We start from the raw sequence: 14,288 nt of genomic DNA, 5'->3' as shown, positions 1-14,288 counted from the left end.
TGGGTGAATACATCCCTGTAAGCTCTGACTGCAACGTCCTGTTGCAGACAGCCTTATAAATCAATGCCTGACACCTTCTCATACATGACTTATGCTGAATAATTACAAACTCAGAAGGTTGGTTTCGTAACATGCAAATCATTCCGGTCATTGATCTCAAAGACCATCATGTCGTTCATGCCGTCAAAGGTAATCGGGCCGAATATGTGCCGGTTCGTTCCTCATTATGCAAAGAGCCGGATATCGATCGCGTCATCGAGGCGTTTTTGTCGCTATACGATTTTAAGATGTTTTATATCGCCGACCTGAATGCCATTACCGCTTGCGAATCGGTTCATCAAAGCTTTTTACTCGATGTATTCAGACGCTATCCGGATAGGCAGTTTTGGGTCGACTCGGGAAATCATGCGGTCCAGCGCTATTTCCAAGGTTTTGCGAATTATTTGCCGGTTATCGGCTCCGAATCGTTGATCGATGACGATGTCGAGCATATCGAGCGATTGTCGGAAGATTTTGTACTCTCGCTCGATTATTCGGCAAACGGCCGGCTCGGCTCGTCGTTGATTTTCGACAATCCTAAGTTATGGCCGAACGCTATTATTATCATGACGCTAGCGCAAGTCGGTAGCGAGCTCGGTCCGGATTTCGCGAAGCTGGACTATTATTGTCGAGAGTTTCCTGAAAAACGGATCATCGCCGCCGGCGGTATTCGGCACAAACAAGACCTAGTCGAGCTACAAAAAATCGGCGTGAACGATGTCTTGATAGCCAGCGCTTTACATTCCGGCGCATTGTCGGAGAACGACATTAAACAAATCGCTAACAATGAATTCGAATAAATTGTTTGTTAATTCTGTAGAAGATTCTGTCAATTTGTTCGACACAGTGGTATATCGCATAGGCGCTAACTTAGCACCCACTCTATAGTGTATTTACTGCATTATTCGTCATATCGGCATGGATTGCCGATATTCAAGTTACATGGGGGGAAGCTATGTATTGCCATCCATGGCACTGGATTCCGCCAATCCCTGGCGGAATGACGCGTTATTTTCTTAAGTTGGCGCTTATAGGGGTATATCGCTTCATTCGCTATTTACTGCTAACCGCTTACCGCTTACCGCTAACTATTTACTGTTCACTATCCCTCCGCGGCTGCAAAATCAATCGATGCTCAGTTTTTCCTGCCTGAAGCGGTATCGGTAAACCTTCGACCCAGTATGCTTGTTGGTCGCGATAGTGGGGCGATAAAGGATGGCTCGATTGGCCGCCTGGCATGTGTAGAATTCCTTCATCGATATGACGTGGAGAAACCACAAGTCGTTCGCTGGCGCCGAAATCGGGACCGGCCACTCGAACGCAATAAGGGCAACCCGATAACGGGTCCGTCGGCATATCAAGGAAACGTCCGACCCATGGCAATACCCTTGAGAATGGATGACGATATTGCGCTCGGTTGATTTTTCCCCAAGTCAGTTCCGGAAAGCTTGCTTCGGGGTACAGGTTTTTGAGTCGACCGAGGCTTTTTTTTAATTGGTTTAGAATGAACGTATCCCAATCCTGAAAACGCGCCGGGTCAGGTAACAGTTCAGCCGGCTTTTCAGTTAAAAGCCGTTGTAATGGTGTGTCGATGTATGTCCAAGAATAGTTGAACTTTTTATCCGATTTGCGGCATGCCGATATAAAAGGCGCGAATACTGAATGGGCTAGTTGCTTGCGAAATTCCACCAATAACGCAAACCCTAAGCTATCTCTATCTGCATTACCGTCCCAGGCCTGGAGGTGGCCTCGCAATTCTGTCAATTCCGGTTCTTGCTCGAAATTTTTCGGCGTCAGAACCGATAACGCCAATTGCTGGTAAAACTGATAAAATTCGCTCCTGCTATCGAGTTGTAATGCGAACATCGTTTGTTCGTTCAGTATTTCGATTTCTCCAAGCCGCTCAGTGATCCGATAAGCTCGATAGCCGTTGGCAAACTGTCGTCCGATGATATGAGGATAGTCTTTGCCGAAACGACGATCATTGGCCGAAACTAAAATACCTTCCGGCGGGTCGATCGTGCGCGGCAATGACTCCGGGGCCAAATAACCGTTCCAGCCCACGGAACCGTCCGCCCAAGAGCGGCTTACCGAACCGTCGTTGCCGTACCGCTTAGGTATGCGTCCCATCAGCGTCCAGGCGACTCGGCCTGTCTTATCGGCCAGTAAAAAATTCAATTGCGGCCCGCCGCTTTGGTTGATCGTCGGAATGGCTTGTTCCAACGTTCGATTTTGCTCCAAGTCGATTAATTCGATATTGATGGCGTTAGGGTCCAATGCGGTCCAGCGGACGGCCACTAAGTTATCTATCAGAGGTTCGGTGGCAACCGGGCCCCACTCCGTTTGTTTGACTGTTATTTCTCGAGAATCCCCTCCTTTCACGGCGATGATTTCACGCCGTTGCTCAAATCGTTGCCAGCCTCCGTCAACACGATATTCATTTGAGTTGTCAGGATTGATTTCAAGGCTGACCAGATCCAGAAAATCACCGGAAAGATTGGTTGCTCCCCAAGCTAAATGCTTGTTGCTGCCGGCAATTATTATCGGTACGCCGGGTAGCATCACGCCGCTTGCATGAGTTTCGGCATAATGAATTTCGATTCGATACCATAAGTTGGGTACGGTAATGCCTAAGTGCATATCGTTGGCAAGTATTGCGCGTCCGTCCTGAGTTTTCTTGCCGCTGACGGCCCACGCATTGGATCCCGGCAGAGTGTCGTGTAATTGCACGGCGCCGGCTACTTTCAAGGCGTCGGGTGAATATTGATCAAGGGCCGCCGTCATCGAGGCTAAAGGGATGGGCCGAGCCGGTCGCGATGATTCGCGATAATCTTGTAATTGCTCGGTAAATCGGTCGGTGTCCGGTGTCAAAAATGCAATCAGATCGGGAGGCAAGGTTTTTTCCATCACGGACAACATGCGTTCCTCTCTTTCGGTCCAACCCGTGAGCGTATCGAACATGCCGAGCATGACCAGAATGCTGTCTTCGGCTTGCCAAGGGGAGGGGCGATAATTCAATACGCTAAACTCAAAGGTTAAGGCATTAGTTTGCTCGATATAGCTGTTGACGCCTTCGGCATAGGCATCGAGGAAGCGCTTATGGCGTCGCGGCAGTTGTGTTACCGTTTTTTCGGCAACTTGATTGAAACCGAGCGTTCGGGCTCTGGTGTCGCTACTGACGGCCATTTCGCCGAATATTTCTGCTAGACGTCCTGCAGTTTTTCGTCTCATCAAGTCCATTTGAAATATGCGGTCGCGCGCACTTAGATAGCCGAGTGCCCGAATCGCGTCGAGGCGATTTTCGGCGTGTACGGCGGGTATTCCGAATTCATCGGAGTCGACTGTAACGGGCTCGACAAGACCTGTCAATTCGATTTCGCCGTCCAGTTTCGGCATCGATTCTTGCAGTAACCAATAAGTGCCGCCCAGCCCTATCAGAACTGTCAGCGATGCGAATGCCGTCAAATAAAGCACAATGCTTCTTATCTTTTTCATGTCTTATTAGTTCTTTTTGTTGGATATATGTTCCATTGAAAACGAGCCAGCTAAAATACGGATACTATTGATATCTTGCTGAAAATAGTTAAGTTTCATTGAAAGTATGGGGGCGTGTTCGGCGAAGATGTCGGCAGCCACACCCCCATAAGCGCCAACTTAAGACGCAAGACCTTGATTCACAGTTGAAAAATCAAGATGTGGCCACAACATAGAGTATTTTTACCGACGAAAGTGAAAATCCCTATGAAGCAGCCACAGCTAACAGATACCCTTTTTGATGACTTTTTGCAAGAGCTTCCAGCAGATTTCCAGGAGCAGGCCTATGAATTACAGGCGTTTGCACGGGCACGGAAAATCCGATCACCGTTGCAATTATTACAGTTAGTCCTGTTGTATTGCGGACTGGACTTGTCGTTGCGCAGCTGTGCCGGCGAAGTTGCCAAGCTTCAAGGCTATTTGAGCGACACGGCGGTGACCAAGCGACTGGCGGCCTGCGTGGCGTGGATCAAGTCGTTACTGAAGCGTGTGTTCGGATTGGATAAACAGATTAACAATGGCTCCTTGAATTTCATTGTGATTGACGGTTCGACCGTGCAAGAACCCGGCGCGAAAGAAACAACGTATCGCTTGCATGTGGCGATCGACTTGATGAGCTTGACACTCCGCGAGGTCAACGTCACGACCGATAAAGTCGGCGAGAGCTTGGATCACTATCAGTTGACTGCAGGTGATGTCGCGTTGCTTGATCGAGGCTACAACCAACCGAAGTCTTTAGTCCCGGTCATTGATCGCGGCGGCCACGTCGTGCTGCGCTACAATCCACACAGCATGACCCTTTACGAACGGTGCAACGAACCGAAAGGTGTTAAAATCGATTGGGAACAGCGCATACGCGATTTGAATGGTCAGCCGGGTGCGATACCCGTTTATCTGTGCCATCAAGACAAACGTATTGAAGGCGTGGTGCATGCGATGCCGTTACCGCCGGAACAGGCGGCGCAAGCACGCCGCAAAGCGAAACAACGCGCGCGTGATAAAGGTCGCACGGCGAGCCAAAAGACCTTGATGCTGAGCGGCTGGGTGTTGATTTTTACTTCGCTCCCCGAAGCGCTGCTCGACACGAAATCAATCGCTGAGCTCTACCGGGTTCGCTGGCAAGTGGAGCTGGTCATAAAGCGGCTAAAGAGCTTGCTTGATATCGACCGGCTACGCGCCCGAAAAGACAGCAAGCTGGCGGATTTATATTTGCATGGCAAGTTACTGTTTGCTGCAGTGACTCAAAAAATAGCGCAGCGCCGATTCGGCCGGGCGGCCACCACAATGGACGGTGATCGTTCGATTACCCATTGGCGTTTATGGCGCACGATCGCCAATGAGATCAAGGCAGGACTTACGGCTTGTTTTCCAATAAATAAGCGATTTATCGATGACTGCACAAAAAGCCTCTGTGAGCGTCCGCGCAAGAGAAAGCTTCAGGGTTTGCCGGGGCGTGTTTTGGAGCTCATTATTGAAGGTCGGGGAGGTGGCGTTAGTCTTACTTAATCAAATACTTAGATTCTTAAGTTGGCGCTTATGAGCCACACCCCCCCCATACCTTCATAAAGTTAGCCATTTTTGAGTATAAACCTAGAAAAAGCATTTCACCATGAAGATCATGAAGAATAGGAAGTTAATTCAATAACTTATTACGCGTTTGAATAGAGCTTTCGCTCACCAAAATGGTTAGCGAGAAGATTTAGTTAATTTCTTGAAGTCCTTCATGAACTTCATGGTATAAAACTGCCGAATTCAGGATAAAGGGAGTAGTAGGATAAAAGCCCTGATTCTGCCGCTTACTACTCACTGCTAACCGCTATCCAATTTATTTTAGGCAAAAAAAACCCCGGGCTAGCCGGGGTTTTTGGTCATTCTATGCCGAGCTAAATTTTAGTTGGCAGCGAATGGGTGTGTTGCAGTGGCTTTAGCAGCAACAACTTCTTGAGCTGTTGGAGAGCCGGCAACAGCGCGTTCGATAGCTTCTTTAGTCGCTTCGTAGTTGTATTGTTGAATTTTTGCGTCGTCTTCAGCCATCCAGTGAATGAAAACACCAACAGAAATGAACAGGTTGTCAGCTTCATCGGCAGGAATGGTGCCGTTTTCAACTGAATCCGCAACAGCCATGGCTACGCCGCGTTGCGCAGGGCCGAACATTTGAACGGCTTGTTTCGAGCCTTTGATGGTGACTTTGTTGAACATAACAGTTGCAGGTTTAACCATCAGGTTAGGTGCAACAACAGCCAACAAGCTGGAGAAACCGTCTTTGTTGTTAGTCAAGCAGTTAGCGAAAGCGGTTTCGGCAGCCGAGCCGCGTGGGCCGATGATCAAGTCGATGTGCGCAACTTCGTTGCCGTCACCTACCAATGATTCGCCTACGCGCAGGTTGTTGATTTTAGCCATGCTAGTTGTCTCCTTTGAAGAATAATATGAACAGTGAGAATTAATTTATTTACTTTAAGTGTAAATCCGTTTTGAAGACCCATTAGCAATTCGAATTGCTAATATGATCCTCCAGAAATACCGCTAAAATCGTCGCTACCGTTAAATCGGCCGTCGTACCCGGATTGATGCCTTCGGATTTAAATTCCGCGTCAATCCTACGCAGTAAAGGTTCGATTTCTTTCGGATTATCAGAATCTTGCAGGGCTTGGTTAACCATGTCCATTTTGGATGTCACCGAAAGCGTAAAGCGATTGCCGTATTTCCGCTCGATATGACTATCGGGATAAAGGCTCAGCAACCCGACATAGACTGCTACAGCCGCCCAATTAGCTTCAGCCCATCGAGTTAGCCAAGCATTATACCTTAAAACTCCGAAATCAAAAATATCTTTATAATCCGAGCAGTACTGTAAAGCGATGCGATCCTTGTCGGCCGCTATTCGCATCGCTTCGGTCAAATTGACAGCCGGCCGCTCTGAAACGTCTTGTTCGGATGAGTGGCCTAAACCGCCCGGAGAGGCTAAAACGATCGCTTTGAAGACCCAGTCGGCATCGTCGACTGACGTATTATTTAATACGTCGTGTAAAGCTTGTCTTAACGTCGAATTCGGTTTTCGTAATAATGCGGCTTGAAGAAGTGGCGCGCATAATAAAACAATGCCCAGATTGGTATTACAGCCGACTGCATCGCGCGTGGCCTTGATCGCATAATAAATTTTTTCGCCAAGCGAGTAATTTGGATTTGCGATATGCGGTGCGCTGACCTTTGCGCTGATTCTGAAATCATCGACGGACATGTCGTGCCCGTCTGCATGAACACTGACGTTGCCCGGCTTAAAAGCCTGTAATTCGATCTCGCAAGCTTGTCGGTACAAATCTTCAAGCGTTTCGATAGTCATCATGAGGCAACCGTTTGCAATTCGGGGCGATGATCGCCGACATGCCTGTCCAGCAAATCCTCGACGAGTAATTCGGCGATATTGATATCACAAACGCTTTGCAGGCCCTTCCATGCGGGAATGCTGTTGACCTCGATTACGGTGTAATCGCCGTTTTTTTCGCGAATGATATCGACGCCGGCATAGTCCATTTTGACGACTTCCGCTGTCTTGATAGCTAATTTCGATAATTCGGATTCCAATTGGACCCGTTCGCAACTAGCACCTTTGGCAACATTATTCAACCAAAATGTACCTTTCCTCCGCATCGCGGCGACCGCGCGGCCGTTGATAACGAATACTCGCGTATCGGAATAACCTTCGCCGTAACAATCGACAAAGCGTTGCAAATAATAGATGCCGCGGCTGCCGGTTAACCAAAACAAATCCAGCATTTTTTCGATGCGTCGGACGCCTTCGCCTTGCGAGCCGAATAAAGGTTTGCTGATGATCATGCGGCCTTGCGCGAGTTCGCATTCGGCGATGGCCAATGCTTCTTTTCTATCGCGTAAAACCCAGGTCGGAGGCGTCGGCAAACCGTTTTGCCGAAGCAGGAAGCTGGTCATCGCCTTGTCGACGCTGCGTTCGATTGCTCCGGCGTCGTTGTACACCGGAACGCCGATGATCTTCAGCGCATGGAGGATGTCGAGATAAAACACGACTTCCTCGAGGGAGCCGCCCGGTACGCCGCGGACAAACACGGCGTCGGGCAGGGCATGCTCGAAACCCGGAATCGAAACAGGAAGTCCTTCCGAAACCAGATTCAAGCGGCACTCAGTTAACGATACATAGTCCGCCGAATAGCCGCGAGCGGCGAATGCAAGACGCAATGCTTTGCCGTGCCAACCCGGATCGTCTGTGAAAACGGCAATTCTACCCATGTGTCGAAACTCTTAAGCGCCGAACGATTGATCGAGCAACGCATTGTCGAGTTTGCCGGCGCGGAAACTCTTACCGGATTCGACTGCGGTCACGATGACACTTGCAGGGCTGAACAGCATTGCATCGACCTTGAAAAAGTCGTAATTGTATTCTTTGAAGACTTGCGCGAACGGTTTGCCGTAATCCTTCGAAGTCGAGCTAGGCAACTCTTTTGCGAGCTTCTCGGCTGCTTCGTCGCTGCCTTTGACGAAAATATGAACTTGCCCCGCGAACAATATCGCATCGTTGGTGCGCCCCATCGCCTTGATAAAATCCGGATGCGGCGGGCAGATTGGCGCGCTGCCGCTACCATCGACGATGTTTTCCAGCGGAAAATGCAAGGCATGCGCCTTGTGCATCGCAACTTCCAAAACCCGTGCGACGACCTGAACGCCGCCTGCCAGGCTGCTGGTCGGCGTGACGATGATGGTTAAGTTGCAAGGGTCTACTTGACAAGCGTTTGCTACTTTTTCGACGATTTCGAGCGGCGGGATCGCATCGTTTTCGATCACCAATACGGTGTTTTCCGCATCGTCGCGATAGGCCAATTCTTTGTATAGCTCCTCGACAGGCTCTTGTTGGCCATCCTTGATTTTGACCGCCATGGCCCGTGCAGGACCGGAGCCGAGCGCGTAATATTTTTCATGCGACAAACTCCAGCCGGCGTATTGGCTGCCGAGACAGGCCAAGACCGGGTTACCGGTATGCACATTGACTGTCAATGGCCAATTCGCGGTGTAACAACTGTGCGAGATAGAGACCGAGCCCATGCCGCCCAAACAAATTTCGGCAATGATTCGGCCTGCTTCCAAACCGCCCGGCATGTCGATGCCGGCGTCGATGATGGTGCAGCCGTTCGCCAATTTTTCTACGCCGACTCGTAATTTAGCCGCATTTTCGATGAGTTCTCTAACCAGAGGCTGCGCTAGTCTATTAACGCTCGCTTTTGATGCCATGACCTAAAACACCTTTAATTGAATGATTGAAAAATGGTTTGCCGGATTTCGTTCAATTGCCGATGAACGTTCCGAACGTTTATATCGCGGGCAATGATACTGCATATAGGCTGTCCTTTGCGAATTATCGAGCCGGCAATCGGTAAATCCCGGCAGGCTTTCGGCCAGCAAAAGGCATCGGGAATAGTGATGCTTCTGTCGGCGTAAATGATTCGATAAGCGCAAACCGTACGACTCGTAAAGTTCGTATTGTCTAAGATGCCCCGACAGGCATTGAGATGCGCCCCGAATAAATCGCCATCATATAATTGCATGCTGGCCGATGGGCGGGGATTGACCTCTAATACATAAATTCGCTCACCTTGGATAATGAAATCGAGCGTGTTGAGGCCTTTAAGCGGGATTGCCCGCACAAGGGCGGTGATCCACGAATGAATGATATCGGCTTGCTCGGCGGACAGGGGGCAGCGATTGATGACGCCGGCAAATAGGAAGGGTTGGTCGGCATTCAGGTTTTCGCACCACTGCGCATGGAAACCGATAATTCGAATATTTTTTCCGTCTGCAAGAAATAAAGCGGAGCAGGCTGTCCCTTCGATATATTTTTGCCAGTACATATTTCTTTGGGTCGGCATGCCGTTTCGAAACAGGCGAATACCGTGGCCGCCTTCACCGCTTTCGGATTTGACCAACCATTGCTCAGCCCCTTTCGGTTCCGTGAAGGAGACGCGCGGATAGTTTATCTCCAAATGATCGAGTAATTCGAAAAAACATTTTTTTTGCTGAATCAGTCGAACGGTTTTTATATCGTTGCCGACTAATTCGCATTCGCAGCTAATGAGCTCGAGCGCCTTGGGATAATGCTCGAGGCCGCTGCCATATACCGCTGGAGACATCGGGTTCAGGGAGCTGAAATCGGCAACAATGGCTTTTAAAAAGGGTTCGTCCAATGCTTCGATTCGAAATACCCGTTCGGAATATTTCAGGGTATCTTGGTCGGCAAACAAATCGATTACCCACGGTATGAACCCCGACCGGCAGGCTGCCTCGGCCAGCATGCGGCCGGAGTTGGCAATAATCAAAATAGGTTTGTTAATGCTGGGATTCAAAAATGGCAGTTTATGATGTTAAAAGTCTATCGCTTAAGCGAGTATGTGCCGGCTTTAGGAATCAATAAGCGAATTAGACGGCCGATACTTGGCCGCCGCTGTTACTGACGCCGACCGTGACAAAACTCAAATGAGGATGGCGTGAAAATTGTCGGCGCGCTTGTTCGGTGATCGCTTCGGCTTGCTCGGCTCCCAGCAAAGCGCAAAAGCCGGTTGGCCCCCATGAAGTTTGGCCGATAGCGACGCAACCTTGCGCTTCCAGCCATGCCATGGATTCGGCAACTTCCGGGCTGGTGAAAATGCCGCCCTGTGCCGGAGCGAAATGTTCGCCGACCGAGCGCTGCAATTGCGTAACGACTTCGCCGAATTTGACAAGATCTTGTTCGGCAACGGCAGGTAATCCTTGCATCATCAATAAATAACAAAGCCTGGCCGCTTCTTGTTGCGGAAATGGGGGTAGCGCTTCGAAAGCCTGAACTTCTTGTTTACCATGCAAGCCTTGTCCGCGTTTGTCGAACGCTAAAATAAAGCGCCAATCGTCGGGAATTTGCATGTGCGCTAATACCGGGGGGGTCACTGTTCGCTCGCCCCGTCCGCCATCGACAACCAGTCCTCCGCGTTCAAAAACACCGATGCCGATACCCGAACGCATGCCTCTATCGGTTAATCGCGCGATATCGCGAACCGTCAGATTTAAGCCGTAATAATGGTTCAAGCCCATGCCGACCGCCAGCGACATTTGCGTACCGGAGCCTAATCCGACATGTTCCGGGATCGACGTTTCGACATCGATGCTGAATGACTCGGGAAGATTGAGTGCCGTACAGAGTTTGCGCGCACATTTTTCGGCTCGAGAAGCGGACATCCCGGTTACGGTCAAATGATCGGCCGGTCTAATACTTAAGCGGGTGTTGATTTCATTCAGCGCGACGCCGATGCTGCCGAAGTGACGCCCCAGCGCGCCGCTCAAATCGATAAAACCCATATGCAGACGGGCGGGGGCTATCACGCTAACTTTAGAGTATTGCACGTTCAATGAGCTGATTCTATTGAAAACAAAAAGGTATTATACCTAAATGTAAACGAGAATGTGGTCCGAGCGTCATGGGCGTTGTCTATGGTTCCCAGTCTCTACATCAATGCCATTAAGTTAAGCCATCACAGAAATAAATAATGCTTGCATTCAGGCTCTAATACACCTCAAAAGCTTGCCATCCATGGCACTGGATTCCGCCAGTCCATGTCGGAATGACGAGTTTCCGTTAACTTAATAGCAGTGATGCTCTGCATAGAAACTGTTTCAGGAAAATGCACGTTCCTTAAGATTTACCTCTTGGCTTTCGGTTGGGCTTTAAGGTCTTTAGCCCGACGGTTAGAAAATAGGCGTCTAATCAATTTTTCCAATTCCAGTATGATGAACAAGAGCAGGCCGATTCCGACGATTTCCATGCCATGGATGAAGTCGACCGGACGTGTGTCGAAAAAGTGTTCCATGAACGGTGCATAAGTAAATATGGCTTGAAGCGTAATAACGACAAAAATTGCGATTAAAACGGCTTTAGAGCTGAATAAGTGTTTGAACGATAGAGAGGAACTGCTTAGGTAACGTACATTTAAAAGGTAAAAGACTTCCAGCATAACCAACGTATTGACCGCATAAGTTCGTGCTTCTTCGAGCGTCGAGCCGTGCAGTTGGCTCCAAAGGAAAATGCCGTAGATGCCAGAGAAAAACAGCAGCGAAACGAAGGTGATGCGCCACAATAAAAAGCCGGACAACATTGCTTCGTCCTTAGGTCTCGGCGGGCGTTGCATGACGCTAGGCTCGGACGGCTCGAAGGCCAGCGCCATTGCCAAGGCGACCGAGCTGACCATATTGACCCAAAGGACTTGTAGCGGTGTAATCGGCAAAGTCAGGCCGGTCAATACCGCGACGATGATGCTCATCGATTCGCCGCCGTTGACCGGCAATAAAAAAATGATGGCTTTCTTTAAATTATCGTAGACGGTACGGCCTTCGCGGACTGCGCGTGCGATCGATGCGAAATTGTCGTCCGCCAGTACCATTTCCGAAGCTTCCTTGGCGGCTTCGGTTCCGGTTCTGCCCATTGCTATTCCGACATCGGCTCGTTTTAAGGCGGGCGCGTCGTTAACCCCGTCTCCGGTCATGGCAATGACATTGCCGCCGGCCTGCATTGCAGTAACCAGGCGCAATTTGTGTTCCGGCGAAGTTCGGGCAAAGACGTCGACGCGTGCGGCGACTTCGATCAATGCATCGTCGTCGATCGAAGACAGGTCTTGGCCGGTCATGACTTCATCGTGATTTTCAAGGTGTAATTGCGCGGCAATCGCGCGGGCAGTCGCGGCGTGATCGCCAGTGATCATTTTGACGCGGATACCGGCCGCGCGGCATTCCTTGACGGCTTGTATCGCTTCCTCGCGCGGCGGGTCGATTAGGCCGATAAGCCCCAATAGTATCAAACCGTCATCTAGATCCGAAAAATTAAGCTCGGTTTTACCTTCTTCGACCGGTTTATACGCGATGGCTAAAACGCGCTGTCCGAGTGAGGCGACCTCATCGATCCAGCCGCTCCAATATCCAGAATTGATTGCTGTATCGCCGTCCTTTTGTCTTTGTAAGGTGCATAGCTCGATCAACCGTTCCGGCGCGCCTTTGACGATAATATACTGATGGTTTTCGTGGTCGTGATTCAAGGTGGCCATGAAGCGGTGTTGGGCATCGAATGGAATTACATCGCCTCGAGCATTGTTGCGATGCAGGTCGGCGGGGTCGAAACCGGCTTTCATCGCAACGGTCAATAAGGCGCCTTCCATCGGGTCTCCGTCGGCAATCCATTGATCGTCTTTTTGGCGCAAGGACGAATCGTTGCATAAGGCGCCGAATTTAACGACTTGCTGCAAAATAGGGCGCTTGTCGATAGCGACATGTTCGCCGCCCGAGAAAAAATCGCCGGAAGGTTCATAGCCGACGCCGCTGATTTCAAAGAGTTTAGATGACGTTACGATGGATTTGACGGTCATTTCGTTACGCGTCAGTGTGCCGGTTTTGTCCGAACAGATGATCGATACCGCACCCAGCGTTTCGACGGCAGGCAAACGACGAATAATGGCATTGCGGGAAGCCATGCGTTGGACGCCGATGGCCAATGTCACTGTCAGGATTGCCGGTAAACCTTCAGGAATGGCCGCTACAGCGAGGCCGACCACAGTCATGAACATTTCCGAGGGATCGGTTCCCTGGATGTAAAAACCGAAAGCAAAGACGCTTGCGGCAATCAGGATGATCGCCAAGGTCAGCCAGCGGGAAAAAATCGCGATTTGTTTAAGCAGAGGAGTCGTCAATTCCTCGATACTCGAGATCATGCCGCTGATGCGGCCGATTTCGGTATCGGCGCCGGTCGCAACGACGATGGCTTTGCCGTGTCCGGCCGCAACCATGGTTCCCGAATAAGCCATCGAAAAGCGGTCTCCCAAATCGGCGTTTGCTTCAACCGGTTTGGTTGTTTTTTCGACCGCGACCGATTCGCCGGTGAGGACCGCCTCTTGAATTTGGAGGCCTTTCGCCGAAAGCAAGCGTAGGTCGGCGGGAACTTTATCGCCCGGTTCGAGAATTACGATATCGCCGGGAACCAATTCTTCGGCCGGAACCCCTATTCGATTACCGTCACGCAATGCCGTCGCGCGCGGCGCTAACATATGCCGAATGGCTTCGAGCGATTTTTCGGCCTTGCCTTCCTGAACGAAACCGATAATCGAATTAACGAATACGACGGCGATGATCACGTAAGTATCGATCCAATGATCCAGTAGCGCTGTGACGACTGCGGCACCGATCAAGACATAGATCAATAAGTTGTGAAATTGGGAAAAAAAGCGCAGCAGCGGGCCGCGGGTTTTGGGCGGAGGTAAACTATTTGCGCCATATTTCTGCAGACGGGATACGGATTCTTGTTCGGAAAGTCCGTCCGGGTTGCCGTCGAGCTGCTTGAGGACTTCCTCGGTCGATGATGCGTGCCAATCGATCTTCGCTATTTTCTCGACTTTTTGCTTTGATTTGCCCATATAAAGCTCCTTTATGGTTGATTTTATGCTGACAATATCATTTCAACGGACGCGGTAAGTCCTTATATGATGGTCGTATCAGGCGGCGATCAGGAAGATTGATAACTCAGCCATGCAATGATTATAACAGTGAAACGGGCGGCTGTGCGGTCAAGTATTGCGAGCTTGAATAACGATAGAGGAAACGTCTTCTTTTTTTGGGGGGGGGCGGAAACCAAGGCCATGATTTGGTTTCGGCGACTTGATTCAATTGCAAAAACGGCCTGCAAC

10 protein-coding genes are annotated in these 14,288 nt (G+C 50.1%); 2 read left to right on the top strand and 8 right to left on the bottom strand.

The annotated features are described in order from the left end of the window. Window positions 1–131 precede the first annotated feature (131 nt). The gene (locus MEALZ_RS11890) at window positions 132–839 is read left to right on the top strand and encodes a HisA/HisF-related TIM barrel protein (RefSeq protein WP_014148888.1); all 708 of its coding nucleotides are present in this window, start codon (window positions 132–134) and stop codon (window positions 837–839) included. 292 nt (window positions 840–1,131) lie between these two features. Here MEALZ_RS11890 and MEALZ_RS11885 read toward each other — a convergent pair whose 3' ends face one another. Further along, window positions 1,132–3,534: a penicillin acylase family protein gene (locus MEALZ_RS11885; RefSeq protein ID WP_014148887.1), complete on the bottom strand. Its 2,403-nt coding sequence runs from the start codon at window positions 3,532–3,534 to the stop codon at window positions 1,132–1,134. Between the two features lie 246 nt (window positions 3,535–3,780). On the opposite strand from MEALZ_RS11885, the gene MEALZ_RS11880 reads away from it, so the two are divergent. Further along, entirely contained in the window at window positions 3,781–5,079 is a 1,299-nt protein-coding gene (locus tag MEALZ_RS11880; RefSeq protein ID WP_046061100.1) for a transposase, read from the top strand. 384 nt (window positions 5,080–5,463) lie between these two features. On the opposite strand, the gene fae is transcribed toward MEALZ_RS11880, so the two are convergent. From fae to MEALZ_RS11845, 7 genes are all read right to left on the bottom strand, one after another. Continuing rightward, on the bottom strand, window positions 5,464–5,973 hold the full coding sequence (gene fae / locus MEALZ_RS11875; protein WP_014148886.1) for a formaldehyde-activating enzyme: 510 nt from the start codon (window positions 5,971–5,973) through the stop codon (window positions 5,464–5,466). A gap of 82 nt (window positions 5,974–6,055) precedes the next feature. Further along, window positions 6,056–6,916: a triphosphoribosyl-dephospho-CoA synthase gene (locus tag MEALZ_RS11870; RefSeq protein ID WP_014148885.1), complete on the bottom strand. Its 861-nt coding sequence runs from the start codon at window positions 6,914–6,916 to the stop codon at window positions 6,056–6,058. Further along, complete coding sequence (locus MEALZ_RS11865; protein WP_014148884.1) at window positions 6,913–7,833, bottom strand: ATP-grasp domain-containing protein; 921 nt, start codon at window positions 7,831–7,833, stop codon at window positions 6,913–6,915. The genes MEALZ_RS11870 and MEALZ_RS11865 overlap by 4 nt, the downstream gene beginning before the upstream one ends. A gap of 12 nt (window positions 7,834–7,845) precedes the next feature. Then, on the bottom strand, window positions 7,846–8,829 hold the full coding sequence (gene mch, locus MEALZ_RS11860; protein ID WP_014148883.1) for a methenyltetrahydromethanopterin cyclohydrolase: 984 nt from the start codon (window positions 8,827–8,829) through the stop codon (window positions 7,846–7,848). A gap of 14 nt (window positions 8,830–8,843) precedes the next feature. Continuing rightward, window positions 8,844–9,938, bottom strand: coding sequence for an ATP-grasp domain-containing protein (locus MEALZ_RS11855; protein WP_046061129.1), 1,095 nt, complete (start codon window positions 9,936–9,938; stop codon window positions 8,844–8,846). Window positions 9,939–10,011: 73 nt separating this feature from the next. After that, window positions 10,012–10,968 carry a beta-ribofuranosylaminobenzene 5'-phosphate synthase family protein gene (locus MEALZ_RS11850; RefSeq protein WP_014148881.1) on the bottom strand — a complete coding sequence of 319 codons (957 nt, stop codon included), beginning with the start codon at window positions 10,966–10,968 and terminating at the stop codon, window positions 10,012–10,014. A 296-nt stretch (window positions 10,969–11,264) separates the two neighbouring features. Further along, a complete protein-coding gene (locus MEALZ_RS11845; RefSeq protein ID WP_014148880.1) occupies window positions 11,265–14,018 on the bottom strand; it encodes a cation-transporting P-type ATPase in 2,754 nt (917 codons plus the stop codon). Window positions 14,019–14,288 lie beyond the last annotated feature (270 nt).

This window comes from Methylotuvimicrobium alcaliphilum 20Z, from assembly GCF_000968535.2.
In the GTDB taxonomy this organism is placed as follows: Bacteria; Pseudomonadota; Gammaproteobacteria; order Methylococcales; family Methylomonadaceae; genus Methylotuvimicrobium; species Methylotuvimicrobium alcaliphilum.
Note: the sequence above shows the minus strand (reverse complement) of the source record. Positions and strands in the feature narration are given on the sequence as shown.

What these genes read in the sequence shown, in the direction of transcription:
- MEALZ_RS11890 (WP_014148888.1), top strand. Translation starts at nt 132, where the DNA reads ATGCAAATCATTCCGGTCATTGATCTCAAAGACCATCATGTCGTTCAT.
- MEALZ_RS11885 (WP_014148887.1), bottom strand. Translation starts at nt 3,534, where the DNA reads ATGAAAAAGATAAGAAGCATTGTGCTTTATTTGACGGCATTCGCATCG.
- MEALZ_RS11880 (WP_046061100.1), top strand. Translation starts at nt 3,781, where the DNA reads ATGAAGCAGCCACAGCTAACAGATACCCTTTTTGATGACTTTTTGCAA.
- fae (WP_014148886.1), bottom strand. Translation starts at nt 5,973, where the DNA reads ATGGCTAAAATCAACAACCTGCGCGTAGGCGAATCATTGGTAGGTGAC.
- MEALZ_RS11870 (WP_014148885.1), bottom strand. Translation starts at nt 6,916, where the DNA reads ATGATGACTATCGAAACGCTTGAAGATTTGTACCGACAAGCTTGCGAG.
- MEALZ_RS11865 (WP_014148884.1), bottom strand. Translation starts at nt 7,833, where the DNA reads ATGGGTAGAATTGCCGTTTTCACAGACGATCCGGGTTGGCACGGCAAA.
- mch (WP_014148883.1), bottom strand. Translation starts at nt 8,829, where the DNA reads ATGGCATCAAAAGCGAGCGTTAATAGACTAGCGCAGCCTCTGGTTAGA.
- MEALZ_RS11845 (WP_014148880.1), bottom strand. Translation starts at nt 14,018, where the DNA reads ATGGGCAAATCAAAGCAAAAAGTCGAGAAAATAGCGAAGATCGATTGG.